Genomic DNA, 20,346 nt, shown 5'->3' with positions numbered 1-20,346 from the left:
GACTCCCATGTCAGATAACAGCCAGAAAAAAGTCATTGTCGGTATGTCCGGCGGTGTCGACTCTTCCGTTTCCGCTTACCTGCTCCAGCAACAGGGCTACCAAGTCGCTGGCCTGTTCATGAAGAACTGGGAAGAGGATGATGGCGAAGAGTATTGCTCAGCAGCGACCGATTTGGCCGATGCTCAAGCGGTATGCGACAAGCTGGGCATGGAGTTGCACACCGTCAATTTTGCTGCAGAATATTGGGACAACGTGTTCGAACTGTTCCTCGCAGAGTATAAAGCTGGGCGCACGCCTAATCCCGATATTCTCTGTAATAAAGAGATCAAATTTAAAGCTTTCCTTGAGTTCGCCGCCGAAGATCTGGGGGCTGACTATATTGCTACCGGTCACTATGTTCGCCGTCAGGACGTTAATGGTAAAAGCCGCTTGTTACGTGGCTTGGATGGCAATAAAGATCAAAGCTACTTCCTTTATACCCTCAGTCACGAACAGCTTGCTCAGAGCCTGTTCCCGGTGGGTGAGTTAGAAAAACCTGAAGTTCGCCGCATCGCCGAGCAGCTTGATCTGGTTACCGCAAAGAAAAAAGACTCTACCGGTATCTGTTTTATTGGTGAACGCAAATTCCGCGATTTCCTTGGTCGTTACCTGCCCGCGCAACCCGGCCCAATCATGACCGTAGACGGCCAACATATGGGTGAACATCAGGGCCTGATGTATCACACCTTGGGGCAACGTAAGGGGTTAGGGATTGGTGGCACCAAAGATGGCGGCGATGACCCTTGGTATGTGGTGGATAAAGATGTGGCCAACAATATCTTGCTGGTGGCACAAGGCCATGAACATCCGCGATTGATGTCTGTGGGTCTGATTGCCCAACAGCTACATTGGGTTGATCGTCAACCTATCACCGCCGCTTTCCGCTGTGTCGTGAAAACACGTTACCGCCAGCAGGACATTCCTTGCACCGTGACACCGCTGGATGATGAACGTGTGGAAGTTCGGTTTGATGATCCGGTGGCAGCAGTTACGCCCGGTCAGTCCGCCGTCTTCTACCAGGCTGAAGTGTGTCTCGGTGGTGGTATTATTGAAGCGCGCTATCCGCTGATTGACTCAGCAACCCACTAAATCAGTCAACACTGAGCCGAAATGTTTACAGGAGTGACCGTGGCGAAGAACTATTATGATATTACGCTGGCATTGGCAGGAGTCTGCCAGTCAGCTCGCTTGGTTCAACAATTGGCCCATGAAGGTCAGTGCGATAATGACGCATTAAGTACCGTGTTGGGGGGGCTGCTGCAAACCAATCCCCCCTCAACACTGGCGGTGTTTGGCGGTAATGAGCAATCCCTGAAAATGGGATTGGAAACCTTGCAAAGCGTCTTAAATGCCAATCGCCAGGGGCCAGCAGCGGAATTGACCCGCTATACCCTGAGCCTGATGGTGCTGGAACGGAAGCTCAACGCCAATAAATCAGCCATGAATACCTTAGGTGAACGTATCAGCCAGCTTGATCGCCAACTGGCACATTTTGACCTCGAATCTGAAACTATGATGAGTTCGCTGGCATCTATTTATACTGATGTTATCAGCCCGCTCGGCCCGCGTATTCAGGTCATAGGTTCACCGGCTATTTTACAAAGCACACTGGTGCAGGCAAAAATTCGTGCCACCCTGCTGGCGGGTATCCGCTCAACCGTGCTTTGGCAACAAGTTGGCGGAAGCCGCTTGCAGTTAATGTTTTCGCGAAATCGTCTGTTTAAGCAGGCACAGAGTATTCTTGCTCATAATTGAAATCTGATCTCAGGAGTCGCCACCGATGGAATTATCCTCACTGACCGCCGTTTCACCTATTGATGGACGCTATGGCGATAAAGTCAGCGCACTGCGCCCAATCTTCAGCGAATTCGGTTTGCTGAAATTCCGTGTGCAGGTCGAAGTACGTTGGCTGCAAAAACTGGCCGCCTGTGCAGAAATCAAAGAAGTTCCGGCTTTTAATGCCGACGCAAACGCTTACCTCGATAAGATCGTGCAAGAGTTCAATGAACAGGATGCACAACGCATCAAAACCATTGAACGTACCACGAACCATGATGTGAAAGCGGTTGAGTACTTCCTCAAAGAGAAGGTGGAGAGCATTCCAGCCCTACATGCGGTGTCAGAATTCATTCACTTCGCTTGTACGTCTGAAGATATCAATAACTTATCCCACGCCTTAATGTTGCAAACCGCCCGCCAGGATGTGGTCTTACCGATGTGGCGTCAGATTATTGATTCAATTAAAGCGCTGGCCCACCAATATCGTGACTTGCCGCTGCTGTCCCGCACCCATGGTCAACCAGCAACCCCCTCCACTATCGGTAAAGAATTTGCTAACGTTGCTTACCGTATGGAGCGTCAGTTCCGCCAACTGTCACAAGTGGAAATTCTGGGCAAAATCAACGGTGCTGTTGGTAACTATAATGCGCACATCGTGGCTTATCCTGAAGTTGACTGGCATCAGTTCAGCGAAAGTTTTGTCACGTCACTGGGGATTAACTGGAACCCATACACCACTCAAATCGAACCTCACGATTATATTGCCGAGCTTTTTGATTGTGTTGCCCGCTTCAATACTATCCTGATCGATTTTGATCGCGATATCTGGGGTTATGTTGCACTGAATCACTTCAAGCAAAAAACCATCGCTGGCGAGATTGGTTCAAGTACCATGCCGCATAAAGTCAACCCGATTGATTTTGAAAACTCCGAGGGCAACCTTGGGCTATCTAATGCAGTGCTGGGCCATTTGGCTAGCAAGTTACCGGTTTCACGCTGGCAGCGTGATCTCACAGACTCCACCGTGTTGCGAAATCTGGGTGTCGGCCTGGGTTATGCCCTGATCGCCTATCAGGCGACGATGAAAGGGATCAGCAAGCTGGAGGTCAATAAAGCACACCTGCTGGAAGAGTTGGACCATAACTGGGAAGTTCTGGCTGAGCCAATCCAGACTGTCATGCGCCGCTATGGCATTGAAAAACCTTATGAGAAGCTGAAAGAACTTACCCGTGGCAAGCGTGTTGATGCCGCAGGTATGCAGGCGTTTATTGATGGTCTGGCCTTGCCGGAAGAGGAGAAAACTCGCCTGAAGGCCATGACACCTGCCAACTATATTGGTCGGGCTGTCACCATGGTTGATGAATTAAAGTAATATATCACCACTGCTTGAGCCTCAAGGATGAGGCTCATTAGCGTCTTAATCATTTTTATCCCTCCACGCTCCTGCCCTGTTTATACCCTGTTTAGTCGTTGTGATTGATAATAATAGCGATATCAAAAGGATTTCTTACACGCAGGAGTTATTATCAAATGTTGAAACCAACCCTACTAGCACTCACCCTGATGGGAACTTGTGTCACCTCAATGGCGAGTGACTACACATACGTCGCCGGTGGACTGCAATACGGTGTGATCAATAATAATGCGCGCTTTGATCAACAATTTAGTCAAAATAACTACTCTCATGTTGGCAACCGCAATATGGGTGGTCTCTATATCAACGGTGGCTATGGCTTTGATAACAATGTATTTATTGATGGTCGCCTAAATAGCATTGCCAATAAAGACCGAGGTCTTGCAGAAGCCGTTCTCGGAGTTGGGTATCACTTTGCTTTTTCCCCTAATATCGATTTTTATAGTTTAGTGGGCGCTAGTCGCCGCGCAATGGTATTTGATGCCAGTAAAGACGGTAAAAAAACCAATACTTACAATAGTGCTACGGGCGAAATTGGCATTAAAAGTAAACTATCGCAGAACGTCGGTATGGATGTAGCCTATCGAATGGCAAACTATGACCATCGTGCCTTCCATGAAGCTCGCATTATGACAAGCTACGCGTTCACGCAAAGCCTCGTGGGCGAAGTGGGATACACTTACCATAATTGGAAGGTGAGTGATCAAGCAATGCAAGTGGGTTTACGTTATAACTTCTAATTAATAACTTACCGGGTAATATTGGTTATCCGGTTATTTACTTATCGAGGGACGTGGTATGCGGGTTTTGGTTGTGGAAGATAACGCTTTGTTGCGCCACCATCTTACGGTGCAAATGCGTGAAATGGGCCATCAGGTCGACGCAGCAGAAGATGCTAAAGAGGCGGACTATTTCTTACAAGAGCACGCCCCAGATATCGCCATTATTGATCTTGGCCTACCCGGCGAAGATGGGTTGAGCCTTATCCGTCGTTGGCGTAGCCATCAAACAAACCTCCCCATTTTGGTGCTAACTGCACGTGAGAGCTGGCAAGATAAAGTTGCAGTGCTGGAAGCCGGTGCCGATGATTATGTGACCAAACCCTTTCATCTGGAGGAGGTCATTGCCCGAATGCAAGCTTTGATGCGACGCAATATTGGTCTGGCGTCTCAGGTCATTGAGTTCCCCCCGTTTCAGATTGACCTTTCGCGCCGGGAGTTGTGTGTCAACCAGCAACAGATTAAACTGACCGCCTTCGAATACACCATTATTGAAACCCTGATTCGTAATTCGGGTAAGGTCGTCAGCAAAGAGACACTTATGCTGCAACTGTACCCTGATGCAGAACTACGTGAGAGCCATACCATTGATGTATTAATGGGCCGTTTGCGTAAAAAACTGCAGGCAGAACATGAGGGTGAAGTGATTACGACCATCCGTGGTCAGGGCTACCGTTTTGACGCCAACTAGACACCATGTTCAGGAAAAATAGTAAGCCGTTCTCCCTGCGTGCCCGTTTTCTTATGGCAACTGCCGGTGTCATCCTTGCGCTATCACTATCTTATGGCATGGTCGCTGTGGTGGGCTATATTGTCAGCTTTGATAAGAACACCTTCAGAGCTCACCGTGGTGAAAGTAACTTATTTTTCAGTCTGGCACAGTGGCACGATAATAAACTCAGTATTTCGGTGCCCCCTGAACTTGAACTGAACATCCCTACGCTGATTTTGATTTACGATAAAGATGGCAACATCTTGTGGCGTCAGCGCCATGTCCCTGAACTTGAATCTCATATCGAAAAAAGCTGGTTACAAAAACCGGGCTTTTACGAACTGGATACCGGGACACACATCAGTAGCATGATGCTCGGTGATAACCCGAAAGCCCAAGATCAGCTTAAAAAATATGACGATAACGATAACAGCGCCTTAACTCACTCAATCTCCGTCAATACTTATCCCGCGACCTCCCGCTTGCCACAACTCACTATTGTGGTCGTCGATACCATCCCGCAGGAGTTACAGCGCTCTGACCTGGTTTGGGACTGGTTTAGCTATGTCTTATTGGCAAATTTACTGTTGGTGATCCCCCTGCTGTGGTTAGCAGCCTATTGGAGCCTGCGGCCAATTAAAGCGCTGGTCAGCCAGATCAATCAGCTTGAAAAAGGTGAGCGCGAACAACTAGATGAGAACCCACCTCGCGAATTACAGGGTTTGGTCCGTAATCTCAATACCTTGCTAACCAATGAACGCCAGCGTTATACCAAATATCGCACCACACTGTCGGACCTCACCCATAGTCTTAAGACCCCACTGGCAGTATTGCAGACGACGTTACGCTCTTTACGTACCGGTAAGCAGACGACTATCGAGGAAGTTGAGCCGATCATGCTTGAGCAGATCAGTCGAATCTCCCAGCAAATTGGTTATTACCTGCATCGTGCGAGTATGCGTTCAGAACATAGCGTGCTGGTTCGGGAAATTCACTCTGTTCCTGCCCTGCTAGATAGCTTGTGCAGTGCGCTGAATAAAGTTTACCAGCGTAAAGGGGTCGTATTGACACTGGATATCTCGCCGGAAGTCACTTTCCTCGGTGATAAAAATGACTTTATGGAGGTGATGGGCAATGTTTTGGATAACGCCTGCAAATACTGTTTGGAATTTGTTGAGATCACCGCCCTGCACTCTGAAAAACAGCTCACTATCGTAGTCGAGGATGATGGGCCAGGCATCCCTGAAAGCAAGCGACAGTTGATTTTCCAACGCGGGCTGCGGGTTGATACGTTACGCCCAGGGCAAGGGCTGGGGTTATCAGTCGCCGCCGAAATAATCGAACAGTATCAGGGTGAAATTTCCATCACTGAGAGCCTCTTAGGGGGCGCAAAAATGATGGTCACCTTTGGGCAACAAAATGATTATCACGATGATTAACAAAATTTGCCTATCACCCCCTGATACTGGTGGCAGGCATCCGTTATAATCACTGCCAAGCCCCTCCTATTTGGAATAAACATGGATTACCAACTCGATCTCGATTGGCCTGATTTTCTGCAACGCTATTGGCAGAAACGTCCCGTTATCCTCAAACGCGGCTTTAAAAACTTTATTGACCCGCTCTCGCCAGACGAGCTTGCCGGGTTAGCGATGGAGAATGAGGTCGATAGCCGTCTGGTCAGTCATGAAGATGGTCGCTGGCAAGTGGGTCACGGCCCCTTTGAGAGCTTTGACCACTTAGGCGAAACCAACTGGTCACTGCTGGTGCAGGCGGTTGACCACTGGCACGAACCCGCGGCGGCATTAATGCGCCCCTTCCGTGAGCTTTCTGACTGGCGCATGGATGACTTAATGATCTCCTTCTCGGTACCCGGTGGCGGCGTAGGCCCGCACTTTGACCAATATGACGTCTTTATCATTCAGGGTACGGGCCGGCGGCGCTGGCGGGTCGGCGAAAAAACCGAAATGAAGCAGCATTGCCCACATCCAGATTTGCTGCAAGTTGCCCCCTTCGACGCCATCATTGATGAAGAGATGGAGCCGGGTGATATTCTCTATATCCCACCGGGTTTCCCTCATGAAGGCTATGCACTTGAAAATGCATTGAATTACTCCGTCGGCTTCCGCGCTCCAAATGCGCGGGAACTGGTCAGTGGCTTTGCTGACTACATACTTTCACGGGAGTTAGGCAGCTACCGCTACAGTGATCCCGACCTGCAATTGCGCGAACATCCTGCTGAGGTGTTGCCGCAAGAAGTCGATAAGCTGCGTACCATGATGTTGGATTTAGTCCAGCAACCAGAGCACTTCCAAAATTGGTTCGGTGAGTTTATCTCTCAATCGCGCCATGAGTTGGATATTGCACCACCGGAGCCGCCTTATCAGGCCGGTGATATCTATGAATTACTTCAGCAAGGCGAGGCGTTACAACGCCTGACCGGCCTGCGCGTGCTACGCATTGGTGATCATTGTTATGCTAACGGTGAGCTGATTGACACACCGCATTTGCAGGCCGCCGACGCATTGTGCCAACATTTCAGTGTTGATGCCGAGAAACTGGGTGATGCACTGGAAGACCCTTCATTCCTGGCGATGCTGAGTGCAATGGTAAACAGCGGATATTGGTATTTTAACGACTGATTTGCGGTTTATGATACAAAAATGCCCCGAATAACGGGGCATTCTACTAAAAAATAGCCAGTAACTTTATGCGACTTTAGCTCGTTTAGCGGTCAATTCCGCAATTCGCATAATAACTGAGACCGCTTTCTCCATCCCTTCCAGCGTAATAAACTCATGCTTACCGTGATAGTTATAACCGCCGGTAAAGATATTTGGGCAAGGCAACCCGCGGAAGGATAGCTGAGCGCCATCGGTCCCGCCACGGATCGGCTTCATAATCGGGGTGATATCACAATCGCGCATGGCCTGCTGGGCCAGTTCAATAATATGCGGATGCTTAACAATATGCTCACGCATGTTGTAATAGCTGTCATCCATAATGATTTCGATATAGCAATCACGGTGTAAACCTTTCCCGACCCGCTTGGCAATATCTACCATATTCTTCTTGCGCGCTTCAAAACCATCGCGATTGAAATCCCGCACAATATAGTGCATTTCAGCCCGCTCAACAGTGCCTTTGATACTTTGCAGATGGTAGAAACCTTCGTAACCCTCTGTACACTCAGGTGTTTCATCCACAGGAAGTTCCTGATGGAAGCGAGTCGCCAGCGACAAAGCATTGACCATCACCCCTTTAGCACTGCCGGGATGAACATTATTGCCTACAATTTTGATGGTCACTGATGCCGCATTAAAGTTCTCAAACTCCAGCTCACCAACACCGCCACCATCTACCGTGTAAGCCCACTGCGCATCAAACTCCTCCACATTAAAGAAGCGCGCACCTTTGCCCACCTCTTCATCTGGTGTGAACGCAATGCGGATATCCCCATGAGGAACATGGGTGTGCTTTAAGCGCACCATGGCGGTGATTATCTCGGCAATGCCAGCTTTATCATCCGCGCCTAACAGAGTTTTACCGTCAGTGGTTATCAAGGTGTGTCCAAGTAGCTGATGCAATACCGGGAACATAACCGGAGACAAAACCTCGTCACCCATACCCAAGGCAATATCGCCACCGCGGTAGTTTTCTAAAATCTGTGGATTGACGTTTTTACCTGAGAAATCAGGTGAAGTATCAAGATGGGCAATAAAACCAATGGTGGGGACCGGCCAGGAGACATTTGCAGGCAATGTTGCCATGACACAGCCATGGTCACTCAAGCTAACCTGAGAGAGACCCAGCGCCTGCAACTCATGTTGTAATGCCTGAGCAAGCTTGCGCTGCCCTTCAGTGCTCGGCACGGATTTTACATTGGCTTTTGCTTGTGTATCAAAAGAGACATAGTTGAAAAAGCGGTCGAGTAATTTGTCCATGGTTCCCACCCTCATAATAGTGATTATCATTATGGGGAAGTGATCGTGATCAAATATTGCGTCAGGTCAGTTTTAGACAAACTTAAGCCAGAATAAAAGCCGCGACATAAAAAACTCGCCGGATGAGTTATTGATCAACCGGCAGAGTATTATTGCGGTGCCAATCCAATGAAGCAGATAGCGCATTAGCCGAAATCATTAGTCGCCCTGACGATTCTCGCCCCGCGTGGTTAAAAACTCGCGCACATATTCTGGAACCACTTTACTCGCCAGACCATAGTGCTTTTCATCAAACTGACTTTCCACCTGACTAGGCTCCAGATTCAACTCGACGGTATGCGCACCATGTAAGCTTGATTCATGCACAAAACCGGCAGCAGGATAGACATGGCCTGAGGTGCCAATCGAGATAAAGAAATCAGCTTCAGCCAGTGCTTGATAGATCTCATCCATCCCTATCGGCATTTCGCCAAACCACACAATGTGCGGCCGCAGCGGTGAAGGGAATTGGCAGCAGTGGCAGCGCTCATCAGCAGAGAGATCACCCGGCCAATCCAGCACTTGACCTGACTGCGTGCAACGGACTTTCAGCAGCTCACCATGCATATGGATCACTCGCTTACTGCCCGCTCTTTCATGCAAATTATCAATATTCTGAGTCACCAGAACAAAGTTATCACCGAGCACGGCTTCCAAATCTGCCAGTGCGAAGTGAGCCGCATTGGGTGCAATATCTGGCTGCTGCAACTGGCGACGGCGGGCGTTATAAAAAGCCTGGACTAATTCAGGATCCCGACGATACCCCTCAGGCGTGGCGACATCCTCAACCTGATGCTCCTCCCATAAACCATCAGCGGCACGGAAAGTACGAATGCCCGATTCAGCCGAGATCCCCGCTCCCGTAAGTACCACCACCAAGGGTTTTTTCATTTCTGAGATGGCAGCACTGTCCCGATGAAAAATGCGGGAGCGAAAACGTTGATGCCGCAAATGCTTATTCTTGCGAAACCGACATAGCCGATGGCGAATGCGCATAACTTTTTGCCTCTTCTATAACCTTGCCACTTGGGGTTACAGGGGCAACAACATGCTGCCGACCTGTAGCATCAATGACATTGGGTATTATTATTGATAGTAACGACTATTGCTCATTCAAATTCAGAAATGCAGCCCCACGAACACCACCCGCATCGCCATAACGCGCTTTTTCAATACGTGGCAATCGCGCCACTCGCAATAAGTGCTGCGGTAAGCGTTTTGGTAGCTCCTCGTAGATCTGCGCGAAATTAGATAATCCGCCGCCAATCACCACTAAATGGGGGTCCAGCATGGTCAATAAGTTGCCCAGACACACGGCGAGCACATCCATAAATCGCTCAATATGAGCCATGGCCTTAGGTTCACCAGCATTATAGTTGGCGATAATCTCGGTCGCTGGCAAGGATTGCTGAGTGAAGTGCTGATACAGCCATTCAAAACCACGACCAGAAATATAATTCTCGATGCAACCATTATGGCCGCAGCCACAAGGCACCCGAGGAATATCTGCGCCCAAGATATCTAGCGCATCCACCGGTAAGCGGAAGTGACCAAATTCACCGGTGATATGGTTGCGTCCACTGACAATGCTGCCGTTGACAATCAGGCCACCACCAACCCCCGTGCCAAGGATCAGCCCCAAAACGGTTGGATAGGCACGAAATTCCGGATCCCAAGCTTCAGACAGCGCAAAACAGTTGGCATCGTTATCAATGCGAACTTCACGCTGAATCAATTTTGACAGGTCGCCTTGCAATGATTGGCCCATCGCCGCCGGGACATTGGCGGTGAAAACAGTGCCATCATCTGCATTAGGTAAACCGGGAATACCAATACCCACACGGCCTTTAACACCACAATGCGCATCTGCTTCCAGTGTTAAACTCTGTAATGTTTGCAGCAACTGTTGATAGTCTTCACGTGGCGTAGGGACTCGTTTATGCCAGATTCGTTGTAGGTTGGCATCAAAAACGCCCAACTCAATTTTGGTGCCACCCATATCAAAGCCGTAATACATAAACTTATCCTTATATGCCCTAGATAATTCGAGTTGTAGCCGGCGGCCAACATAGATGCCGCTGGGAGTATCACGGCAATAACTACTGCCCGCTCAATACCCGCGCAGGATCAATACGACTGGCACGACGCGCAGGATACCAACTGGCAATCAAGCTCAGGATCAGCGCGGTTGCCAACACGCAGGCCACGTCAAACCAGTGCAGCTCTGACGGCAAGAAATCGATGAAATAGATATCACCCGACAAAAATTGATGCCCGATCAGCTGTTCCAAGCCGCGGATAATGGTGGTTAATTGCAGCGAAATAATCACCCCCGCCACCACACCGCTAATACTGCCGATAAACCCGGCCAGCAAACCATACCAGATGAAGATGGCCCGGATCAGGCCATCTTTAGCGCCTAACGTGCGCAATACGGCGATATCACTACTCTTATCTTTAACCGCCATCACCAACGTAGACACAATATTAAAACTGGCAACCCCGATCACCAGCACCATAGCTAAGTACATGATAGTGCGGATCATCTGGATATCTCGGTACATATAGCCATAGGTGCCAATCCAGCTGCTGATATAGACATAGGCGTTACTCACCTCACCGGCGCTGCGCACCAGTTTATTGGCGTTATAAACATCATCTACCTTGATGGCGATACCGGTAACACTATCACCCATATCAAGATATTGCTGTGCATCAGCCAATGGCACCAGTGCCAGACTGTGATCCAACTGACCACTTAGCTGAAAAATACCCGCCACTTGTAGACGAATGCGCTTAGGTTGCAGCAATTTCATCTCAGGATCGCTATTGGGGATCATCACCGTCAGCCAGGAGCCCTGTTTCACCCCCAGGGCATCCGCCAGACCCTTGCCTAAGATAATCTGCTGCTGCCCCGCCTTGAAATTATCCCAGGCGTGATCAGCAACAAAACTGGGCAATGCGCTAAGGCGCTGCTCAGACTCGGGATCAACCCCTTTGACCTGCACCGCCCGCAGTTGCGTGGCGTTTTCAATCAGCCCGGTGAAATTGATATAAGGGGCGGCAGCCAGAATACCCGGCACTTTTTCAATGCGTTGTAAGCTTTGTGACCAGTCAGCGAACGGTTGATTAACCGCCGCAATTTCACCATGGGGCACAACCGCCAAAATACGGTTTTTCAGCTCACGTTCGAAGCCATTCATCGCACTTAGGCCGACGATCAAGACGGCAACACCCAAGGCAATACCCAGAGTGGAGATCACCGAAATTAGCGACACCATACCACCACGACGGCGACCACGGCTAAAACGTAAACCGATTAAGAGCGAAAGTGGCAAAGCGCCCATCACTGAGCCCCCACCAACGTCAAGTGCTGCTGTAACTGACCATCACGCATTTCTAGCTGGCGACTCATCCGTTTCGCCAACTGTAAATCGTGGGTAACCACTAAAAATGCCGTCCCTTGACGAACATTCAATTCACCCAGCAAATTGAAGATGCTATCCGCATTGCGTTGGTCAAGATTACCGGTCGGCTCATCGGCTAAAACTAGCGAAGGGTTATTGACCAGCGAACGGGCAATCGCCACCCGCTGCCGCTCACCACCGGATAACTCAGAGGGGCGATGCTTACTGCGCTTCTCCAGCCCTACAGCCACTAACATGGCACGGGCCTTATCCTGCGCCTGCGCCGGTTTAGCGCCGCCAATTAACAGGGGCATCGCGACATTTTCTAATGCCGTAAAATCAGGCAACAAATGGTGGAATTGATAGATGAAACCTAACTCACGGTTACGCAATTCTGCTTTCGCGCTGGAGGAGAGCTGATTCAGTGAGCGCCCCTGATAAATCACCTCACCGGATGTCGGGGTATCTAAACCCCCCAACAGATGCAGCAAGGTGCTTTTCCCTGAACCGGAGCTACCGACAATCGCCATCAGCTCACCAGACTCAATGGTGAACGACACATTACTCAAAACGTCAGTATGCAGTTGCCCTTCCTGATAGCGTTTGCACAAGTTTAAGCACTGTAATAAAGGATGATTACTCATAGCGTAAAGCCTCGGCAGGTTGTGCGGCGGCAGCGCGCCAGGAAGGATAAAGCGTGGACAGCAAAGCAATCGCCATCGCCACCAGGGCAATGACTGTGACCTGAAGCGGGTTAATTTCCACCGGTAATGAGCCGCCATCGATCAGTAAACCGAGAATAGGAATGATGGTGTTCAATTGGCTGGCAAGTAAAATACCCAACCCGGCACCAAGCAACGCACCAATCACGCCAGCGGTCGCGCCCTGTACCATAAATATCAGCATGATTTGGCGGCGGCTCAAGCCTTGCGTCTGCAAAATAGCCACCTCGCCCTGCTTTTCCATCACCAACAGACCCAGCGAGGTAATGATATTAAAGGCCGCAACGGCAATAATCAGGCTCAGCAGCAGCCCCATCATATTCTTTTCCATGCGCACGGCTTGGAACAACTCACCTTTGCGATCACGCCAATCCTTCCATACCATGCCTTCCGGCAAGGTCTGCTGGCTCAGGCTATCAACGGATAGTGGCTGTGAAAGGAATAAGCGCCAGCCGGTAATATTACCCGCCGGATAGCGCATTAGACGCGATGCATCCTGTTGATTAACCAGCATTTGATAGCCATCGACTTCGCTGTCCGCCGCGAATGTCCCGATCACATTAAATAGCCGCTGGCTAGGAATGCGCCCCATAGGGGTGAACTGGCTGGCACTCGGCACCATCAAACGCAGCGTTTCGCCCCGTTTAACCCCTAACTGCCCTGCGAGCTTCTCGCCGAGGATCATATTGTAGCTACCGGGCTGTAAATCTTTCAGCTGCACATTAACCAGATAGCTGGCCAATGGCTCATGCTGAGAGGGATCAACCCCCAACATCACCCCTGCGGAGAGATTGCGCGCGCTTTGCAACACCACGTCTGCGGTGGTCAGCGGCACAATGTCGGTCACACCGGTCAGTGATTTCAGTGCTGAAGCTGGCATCTGCTTCGGGTCGAGTGAACCTTGCGGCGTGGTTATCAGCGCCTGTGGCATCAGCCCCAAAATATTATCTTGCAAACCGCGCTCAAAACCATTCATCACAGATAATACTGTAATCAGTGCCATCACACCCAGCGTGATGCCAATGGTCGAAAGCCACGAAACGAACCGACCGAAACGGTCGGATGCACGGCCGCGCATATAACGCAGGCCAATAAATAGTGCGACAGGTTGATACATGAAATCTGTTTAGATCCTGTTGCTAAAGCAAAGTGATCGAGGATAATAAAGGGTACTACCGCTTTATGGAACCATTAACCGCCTAAATCTCCGGCTTTTATTCCAAAAAAGAGCACCCATCTGTGGCTATAGCTGTTCACGTGCTAGGATAGCCGCCGAGATAATTTGTCCTGATAAAGAGACTGTTTAACTGCTTATGTCCCAACAATATCGTTATTCATTACCTGAACGACGTGGCGATACCCGTCAGTTAGGTCAGTTGACCGGCTCTGCTTGCGCGGTCGAATGTGCGGAAATCATTGAGCGCCATCATGGTCCGGTAATGTTAATTACCCCCGATATGCAGACGGCGCTGCGCCTACGGGATGAGATCCAGCAATTCTCATCATGGCCGGTGAATACCCTCTCCGACTGGGAAACACTGCCTTATGACAGTTTTTCGCCGCATCAGGATATTATTTCGGCCCGCCTCTCTTGCCTATACCAGCTTCCAGCAATGGCGCGTGGCGTTATTATTCTCCCAGTCAATACCCTAATGCAACGGGTATGCCCCCATGAGTTCCTGCATGGTCATGCGCTGGTGATGAAAAAAGGCCAGCACCTGTCACGGGATAAGTTGCGCGCCCAACTAGAGCAAGCAGGCTACCGCAGTGTTGATCAGGTCATGGAGCACGGTGAGTTTGCCACCCGTGGCGCACTGCTGGATCTCTATCCGATGGGCAGCGAAGAGCCATATCGCATTGATTTCTTTGACGATGACATTGACAGTTTGCGGGTGTTTGATGTGGATACCCAGCGCACGCTCACTGAAGTTGAGCAGATAAACTTACTGCCGGCTCATGAATTCCCCATTGATAAAGCGGCCATTGAGCTATTTCGCAGCCAATGGCGTGAGCAGTTCGACGTCCGCCGTGATGCGGAACATATCTATCAGCAAGTGAGCAAAAGCATCTGGCCCGCCGGGATCGAGTACTGGCAGCCGCTGTTCTTCAGCCAGCCATTACCTTCACTTTTCAGTTATTTACCTGAAAATACCCTATTGATAAACACCGGTTCACTGGAGAACTCAGCTGAGCGTTTTTGGCTGGATGTGAATCAACGTTTTGAGAGTCGCCGCATTGACCCAATGCGCCCATTGCTGGCCCCAGAAACCCTCTGGTTGCGGGTCGACTCGCTGTTCAGTGAGCTAAAAGAGTGGCCACGACTCCAGTTTAAAACCGATGAACTGCCCGCCAAAGCAGCCAATACCAACTTGCACTATCAGGCGCTGCCTGATTTAGCGGTGCAAGCGCAGCAAAAAGCGCCATTGGATAATCTGCGCCGCTTTATTGAGGCATTCAGCGGCAGCATTGTGTTCTCCGTAGAGAGTGAGGGGCGACGCGAAACACTGCAAGACCTGCTGGCACGGATAAAAATCAGCCCGACTCTGATAACCGAGCTATCGCAAGCCCGCGCGCCCGGCCACTATCTGATGATTGGTGCAGCCGAACGTGGTTTCCTTGATGCAGATAAACAGCTCGCGCTGATTTGTGAAAGCGATTTATTGGGCGAGCGCGTGAGCCGCCGTCGGCAAGATAACCGCCGCACCATCAATACCGATACCCTGATCCGCAATCTGGCCGAGCTGCGCCCCGGTCAGCCAGTGGTGCATCTGGAACACGGTGTTGGCCGCTATCTGGGCCTGACCACCCTTGAAGCGGGTGGCATCAAAGCCGAATACCTGATTTTGACCTACGCTGGTGAAGATAAGCTGTATGTGCCGGTCTCATCCTTGCATCTGATTAGCCGCTATTCCGGCGGCGCAGACGAAAATGCGCCGCTGCATAAACTGGGCGGCGAAGCCTGGGGCCGAGCACGGCAGAAGGCCGCAGAAAAAGTGCGGGATGTTGCCGCTGAACTGCTGGATATCTACGCGCAACGCGCAGCCAAATCGGGCTTCAAATTTAAACTCGATCGCGAACAATATCAGCTGTTCTGCCAAAGTTTCCCGTTTGAAACCACGCCTGATCAGGAACAGGCCATCAACGCCGTTCTCAGTGATATGTGCCAGCCATTGGCGATGGATCGCCTGGTGTGTGGTGACGTCGGCTTCGGTAAAACTGAAGTGGCGATGCGAGCCGCATTCCTCGCGGTGGCTAATAATAAGCAAGTCGCGGTATTGGTGCCGACCACCCTGCTCGCCCAGCAGCATTTTGACAACTTCCGCGACCGCTTTGCCACCTGGCCGGTGCGGATTGAGATGATGTCTCGCTTTCGTAGCGCCAAAGAGCAGCAGCTAATTCAGGAGCAAGCCGCGGAAGGGAAAGTCGATATTATTATCGGCACCCACAAGTTGCTGCAAAGTGATCTGCGCTGGCAAGATCTCGGCCTGTTGATTGTCGATGAAGAGCACCGTTTCGGTGTGCGCCATAAAGAGCGCATCAAAGCCATGCGCGCGGATGTGGATATCCTGACGCTAACCGCAACGCCTATTCCGCGCACCCTGAATATGGCGATGAGCGGTATGCGCGATTTGTCGATTATTGCCACACCGCCTGCGCGCCGTTTGGCGGTGAAAACCTTTGTCCGCGAATATGATAGCCTGGTGATTCGCGAAGCAATTTTGCGTGAAATTCTGCGTGGTGGGCAGGTTTACTACCTGTATAACGACGTGGAGAACATCGAAAAGGCCACCCAGCGGCTGGCTGAATTAGTGCCAGAGGCACGGATCGCGATTGGTCATGGTCAGATGCGTGAGCGCGATCTAGAGCGGGTGATGAATGACTTCCATCATCAGCGCTTTAACGTACTGGTATGCACAACGATTATCGAAACAGGCATCGACATTCCTAGTGCCAATACCATTATCATCGAACGCGCCGATCATTTTGGTCTGGCGCAACTACACCAATTGCGCGGCCGGGTCGGGCGATCGCATCATCAAGCTTATGCCTACCTGTTGACGCCAAACCCAAAAGCCATGACCACCGATGCCAAAAAGCGGCTGGAGGCCATCGCCTCATTGGAAGATCTCGGTGCTGGCTTCGCGCTGGCAACCCATGATCTGGAAATTCGTGGGGCGGGTGAATTGTTAGGCGAGGACCAAAGCGGCCAGTTGACTACCATTGGTTTCTCGCTCTACATGGAGCTGCTGGAAAACGCCGTTGATGCACTGAAGGAGGGTCGCGAGCCATCACTGGAAGATTTGACCAGTCAACAGACTGAAATTGAGATGCGTATGCCGGTGCTGCTGCCCGATGATTTCATTCCTGATGTGAATGTCCGGCTTTCATTCTATAAACGTATCGCCAGTGCACGCAATGAAACAGAACTTGATGAGTTAAAAGTTGAGCTAATCGATCGCTTTGGCAAGCTGCCAGATGCTGCCCGCTACCTGTTACAAACCGCTGAATTGCGTCAGCAAGCGCAGAAGTTGGGGATTAAGCGAATTGAAGGCAATGAACGCGGTGGTTTTGTCGAATTTAGCGAGAAAAACAAGGTCGATCCGGTCTATCTGATTGGGCTGCTGCAACGTCAGCCGAAAATATATCGACTGGAAGGGCCAACCAAGCTGAAGTTTATGCAGGATTTAACTGACCGGACGCAACGGCTGAAATTTATCAGCGAATTGTTAGCGGCATTTGCTCAGCATTGCGTGGCTTAATCGGCTAATTAGCGCGGGCTCTCAGAAAGGAGAGACCCGCGTTAATGCTAATGCCACTCGCTCAACTGCTATACTCTTCGTACTTGGCGCCTCAGGGGGGTTAGCTACACTCACTCACCCGAATCACTTACTTGAGTAAGCTCAACGGGATTCGTTCATTTGCTGCCTACCTGCAACCACAATAACTTTGAGTATCAATTGGCTAAAAATTACGTTAAGCGATCAGAATTAGCACTATATCGCGGGTTCTTGGTACAAGGTCTTGGACAACAGATTTTATATTATGCTCGGTCGTTCAGTATCAGTTGACCATTTTTATCGATTGGGATCTGCGTACCTGGATCACGATCCATACGAATTTTTCCCTGTTGATCGCCAATTTTGTAGGTTACGTCATATCCCAGCATTTTCTGTGACTTATCGTAAACTGTTTGGCAACGTTGTTGGGTGGTCGTATAAGTATCATTTTCCTGCATGTTATTTTGCACGCGGTTACCGGCATAGCCACCTGCCAAGGCACCTGCAACAGTGGCGATATCTTTACCACGGCCACCGCCTACCTGATGGCCCAGAACGCCACCCGCAACGGCACCTAACACTGAACCCGCGATTTGGTTCTCATCCTGCACCGGTTTACGGTGAGTGACAGTCACATCGCGGCACTCTTTACGCGGCGTTTTGATAGTCTCTTTAATCGGCGTTGCGGCAAGAACTTGTGCATATTGCGGTGCGCCGGAGAAGACATTCATACTCGCGACAGCGGCAATTCCCAGAGCGGCCGCAATACCGATACCCACACCTGCTAACATTGATTTGTTCACAGGAAATCCTCCTGAAAGTGTTACCACGCATCTTCTGCCCCAGAATTCCATGTAATAAACAGAAAATCTGGCGGCGTCTGGCTTTGAGGGCTGAACCCTGATCACCGGAGTACGGCGTGCGTGACTCGCCGTCTTAACTCAGTAGACCGGTGAAGTCTGCACAATGTGCGTAGACCTAGCAATAAGACAAATGGACTAAACATCCAGATAATAGGTGTGAATGAATGTGTTTAGGAGGAATCCGACTGATAGGCCATGTTAATGCGAAATTTTATGCTGATGATTTAACATTACCTGCGCATTTTTTTAGCTTTACGTGCGTTGCTTAAGATCAAAAAAAACCGCCACCATAATAAAATAGCAGCGGTTTCTATTGAGCAGAACAGACCTAAAAGCCATTGGTATTACAGCTAATCCTGCTGCGATGCCAAGGAGGAAAGGCAGTTTAGTGGAGCTTAAGGCGCGGTCTAATCACCCGATTAATCCCACCCACCAGCATCATAAGGCCTGTCTTAGTGTAACCATGCAGTGCCACTTGATGCATACGATAGAGCGAGATGTAGACCACTCGAGCAACACGGCCCTCGACCATCATGGAGCCACGCATCAGGTTGCCCATCAAGCTGCCAACGGTGCTGAATTTCGACAGTGAAACCAGTGAGCCGTGGTCTTTGTAGATGTACGGCTTCAGCGGCTGGTCATTGAGCAGTGCCAGAATGTTGCTGTAACAACGGCTGGCCATCTGATGTGCTGACTGCGCGCGCGGCGGCACAAAACCGCCATTTGGCTGCGGACAAGAGGCACAGTCGCCGATGGCAAAGATATTCGGATCACGGGTCGTTTGCAGTGTCGGCTCAACCACCAACTGGTTAATGCGGTTGGTCTCCAGCCCGGCGATATCTTTCATAAAGTCCGGCGCTTTAATCCCCGCGGCCCAGACCATCAGATCGGCGTTAATGTACTCACCCTCTTTGGTATTCAGGCCGTTTTCGTCAGCGCTGGTTACCATAGTTTTGGTCAATACACGGACACCCAACTTAATCAGCTCTTGATGCGCAGCAGCCGAAATGCGCGGCGGCAGGGCCGGCAGAATACGCTCACCCGCTTCAACCAGCGTCACATTCAGCGCCTGGTTATCCAAACCTTCAAAACCGTAACTGTGCAGCTGTTTCACCGCATTATGCAGCTCGGCAGAGAGCTCCACACCGGTAGCACCACCACCCACAATGGCAATATTTACTTTGCCCTTCTCACCCGGTTGCGCGGAGTATTTCAGGAACAGGTTGAGCATCTCATTATGGAAACGGTGCGCCTGATGCGGGTTATCCAGGAAGATGCAGTTCTCTTTCACCCCCGGCGTGCCGAAATCGTTCGAGGTGCTGCCCAACGCCATGACTAAAATGTCATAGGTTAATTCACGTTGCGTCACCAGCACATCGCCGTGTTCGTCGCAAATCTCCGCCAGACTGAGGGTTTTGGTTTCACGGTTGATGTCAGTTAAGGAACCCAACTGGAAATTAAAAGAGTGGTTACGAGCATGAGCCAGATAGCTCAGCGCATCGACGCCATCATCCAGAGAGCCGGTTGCCACCTCATGCAACAGCGGTTTCCACAAATGGCTATGGTTACGATCGACCAAAACTATTTCGGCTTTTTTACTGCGGCCTAGCTTATGGCCCAGGCTTGTTGCCAGCTCCAGACCTCCGGCACCACCACCAATAATAACGATTTTTTTCTTCGGCGTTGTCAAAATGACCCCCTAAATGTGAACCAATTGTTAGCTAAGGGTAAAAGAATAATATCCTTAGATAACATAGGGTTCGCTGATGCTAAATCAATAATCTGTAGCCAGAATATCATGCAGGGTTATTTGGTCATACCAAAATTGATATATATCAACTTTTTTTGATTAAAGTGGCCGCGGCGGGA

The 20,346-nt window shown here is 50.3% G+C and carries 16 protein-coding genes; 8 read left to right on the top strand and 8 right to left on the bottom strand.

Annotated features, from left to right (window positions below; translation table 11 throughout):
- Window positions 1-7 precede the first annotated feature (7 nt).
- The 7 genes from mnmA (at window position 8) to AACW11_RS02220 (ending at window position 7,366) form a co-directional block, all read left to right on the top strand.
- Entirely contained in the window at window positions 8-1,129 is a 1,122-nt protein-coding gene (mnmA, locus tag AACW11_RS02250) for a tRNA 2-thiouridine(34) synthase MnmA (protein ID WP_212585779.1), read from the top strand.
- Window positions 1,130-1,168: 39 nt separating this feature from the next.
- Window positions 1,169-1,795: a high frequency lysogenization protein HflD gene (hflD, locus tag AACW11_RS02245; protein WP_212585778.1), complete on the top strand. Its 627-nt coding sequence runs from the start codon at window positions 1,169-1,171 to the stop codon at window positions 1,793-1,795.
- Window positions 1,796-1,820: 25 nt separating this feature from the next.
- On the top strand, window positions 1,821-3,191 hold the full coding sequence (gene purB, locus AACW11_RS02240; protein ID WP_212585777.1) for an adenylosuccinate lyase: 1,371 nt from the start codon (window positions 1,821-1,823) through the stop codon (window positions 3,189-3,191).
- Window positions 3,192-3,349: 158 nt separating this feature from the next.
- A complete protein-coding gene (locus AACW11_RS02235) occupies window positions 3,350-3,973 on the top strand; it encodes a YPO1635 family putative outer membrane beta-barrel protein (RefSeq protein ID WP_212585776.1) in 624 nt (207 codons plus the stop codon).
- A 58-nt stretch (window positions 3,974-4,031) separates the two neighbouring features.
- Window positions 4,032-4,703 carry a two-component system response regulator PhoP gene (gene phoP / locus AACW11_RS02230; protein ID WP_212585775.1) on the top strand — a complete coding sequence of 224 codons (672 nt, stop codon included), beginning with the start codon at window positions 4,032-4,034 and terminating at the stop codon, window positions 4,701-4,703.
- Between the two features lie 5 nt (window positions 4,704-4,708).
- Entirely contained in the window at window positions 4,709-6,163 is a 1,455-nt protein-coding gene (phoQ, locus tag AACW11_RS02225) for a two-component system sensor histidine kinase PhoQ (RefSeq protein WP_212585774.1), read from the top strand.
- Window positions 6,164-6,244: 81 nt separating this feature from the next.
- On the top strand, window positions 6,245-7,366 hold the full coding sequence (locus tag AACW11_RS02220; RefSeq protein WP_212585773.1) for a ribosomal protein uL16 3-hydroxylase: 1,122 nt from the start codon (window positions 6,245-6,247) through the stop codon (window positions 7,364-7,366).
- A gap of 66 nt (window positions 7,367-7,432) precedes the next feature.
- Here AACW11_RS02220 and pepT read toward each other — a convergent pair whose 3' ends face one another.
- The 6 genes from pepT to lolC form a co-directional block, all read right to left on the bottom strand.
- A complete protein-coding gene (gene pepT / locus AACW11_RS02215; protein WP_212585772.1) occupies window positions 7,433-8,668 on the bottom strand; it encodes a peptidase T in 1,236 nt (411 codons plus the stop codon).
- Between the two features lie 198 nt (window positions 8,669-8,866).
- Window positions 8,867-9,703, bottom strand: coding sequence for a Sir2 family NAD+-dependent deacetylase (gene cobB, locus AACW11_RS02210; RefSeq protein ID WP_212585771.1), 837 nt, complete (start codon window positions 9,701-9,703; stop codon window positions 8,867-8,869).
- Window positions 9,704-9,809: 106 nt separating this feature from the next.
- On the bottom strand, window positions 9,810-10,724 hold the full coding sequence (nagK, locus tag AACW11_RS02205; RefSeq protein ID WP_212585770.1) for an N-acetylglucosamine kinase: 915 nt from the start codon (window positions 10,722-10,724) through the stop codon (window positions 9,810-9,812).
- Between the two features lie 82 nt (window positions 10,725-10,806).
- On the bottom strand, window positions 10,807-12,054 hold the full coding sequence (lolE, locus tag AACW11_RS02200; RefSeq protein WP_212585769.1) for a lipoprotein-releasing ABC transporter permease subunit LolE: 1,248 nt from the start codon (window positions 12,052-12,054) through the stop codon (window positions 10,807-10,809).
- Complete coding sequence (gene lolD, locus AACW11_RS02195) at window positions 12,054-12,758, bottom strand: lipoprotein-releasing ABC transporter ATP-binding protein LolD (RefSeq protein WP_032897398.1); 705 nt, start codon at window positions 12,756-12,758, stop codon at window positions 12,054-12,056. Before lolD ends, lolE begins: the two co-directional genes overlap by 1 nt.
- The gene (gene lolC, locus AACW11_RS02190) at window positions 12,751-13,953 is read right to left on the bottom strand and encodes a lipoprotein-releasing ABC transporter permease subunit LolC (RefSeq protein WP_005273108.1); all 1,203 of its coding nucleotides are present in this window, start codon (window positions 13,951-13,953) and stop codon (window positions 12,751-12,753) included. The genes lolD and lolC overlap by 8 nt, the downstream gene beginning before the upstream one ends.
- Window positions 13,954-14,149: 196 nt before the next feature.
- Here lolC and mfd point away from each other — a divergent pair, with 196 nt between their 5' ends.
- On the top strand, window positions 14,150-17,596 hold the full coding sequence (gene mfd / locus AACW11_RS02185) for a transcription-repair coupling factor (protein WP_212585768.1): 3,447 nt from the start codon (window positions 14,150-14,152) through the stop codon (window positions 17,594-17,596).
- A gap of 281 nt (window positions 17,597-17,877) precedes the next feature.
- Here mfd and AACW11_RS02180 read toward each other — a convergent pair whose 3' ends face one another.
- Window positions 17,878-18,417, bottom strand: coding sequence for a glycine zipper 2TM domain-containing protein (locus AACW11_RS02180; protein WP_005273099.1), 540 nt, complete (start codon window positions 18,415-18,417; stop codon window positions 17,878-17,880).
- Window positions 18,418-18,862: 445 nt separating this feature from the next.
- Window positions 18,863-20,167, bottom strand: a complete 1,305-nt coding sequence (locus tag AACW11_RS02175; RefSeq protein ID WP_212585767.1) for an NAD(P)/FAD-dependent oxidoreductase — start codon at window positions 20,165-20,167, stop codon at window positions 18,863-18,865.
- Window positions 20,168-20,346 lie beyond the last annotated feature (179 nt).

The organism is Yersinia sp. Marseille-Q3913 (assembly GCF_963892745.1).
GTDB classification, from domain to species: Bacteria; Pseudomonadota; Gammaproteobacteria; order Enterobacterales; family Enterobacteriaceae; genus Yersinia; species Yersinia bercovieri.
Note: the sequence above shows the minus strand (reverse complement) of the source record. Positions and strands in the feature narration are given on the sequence as shown.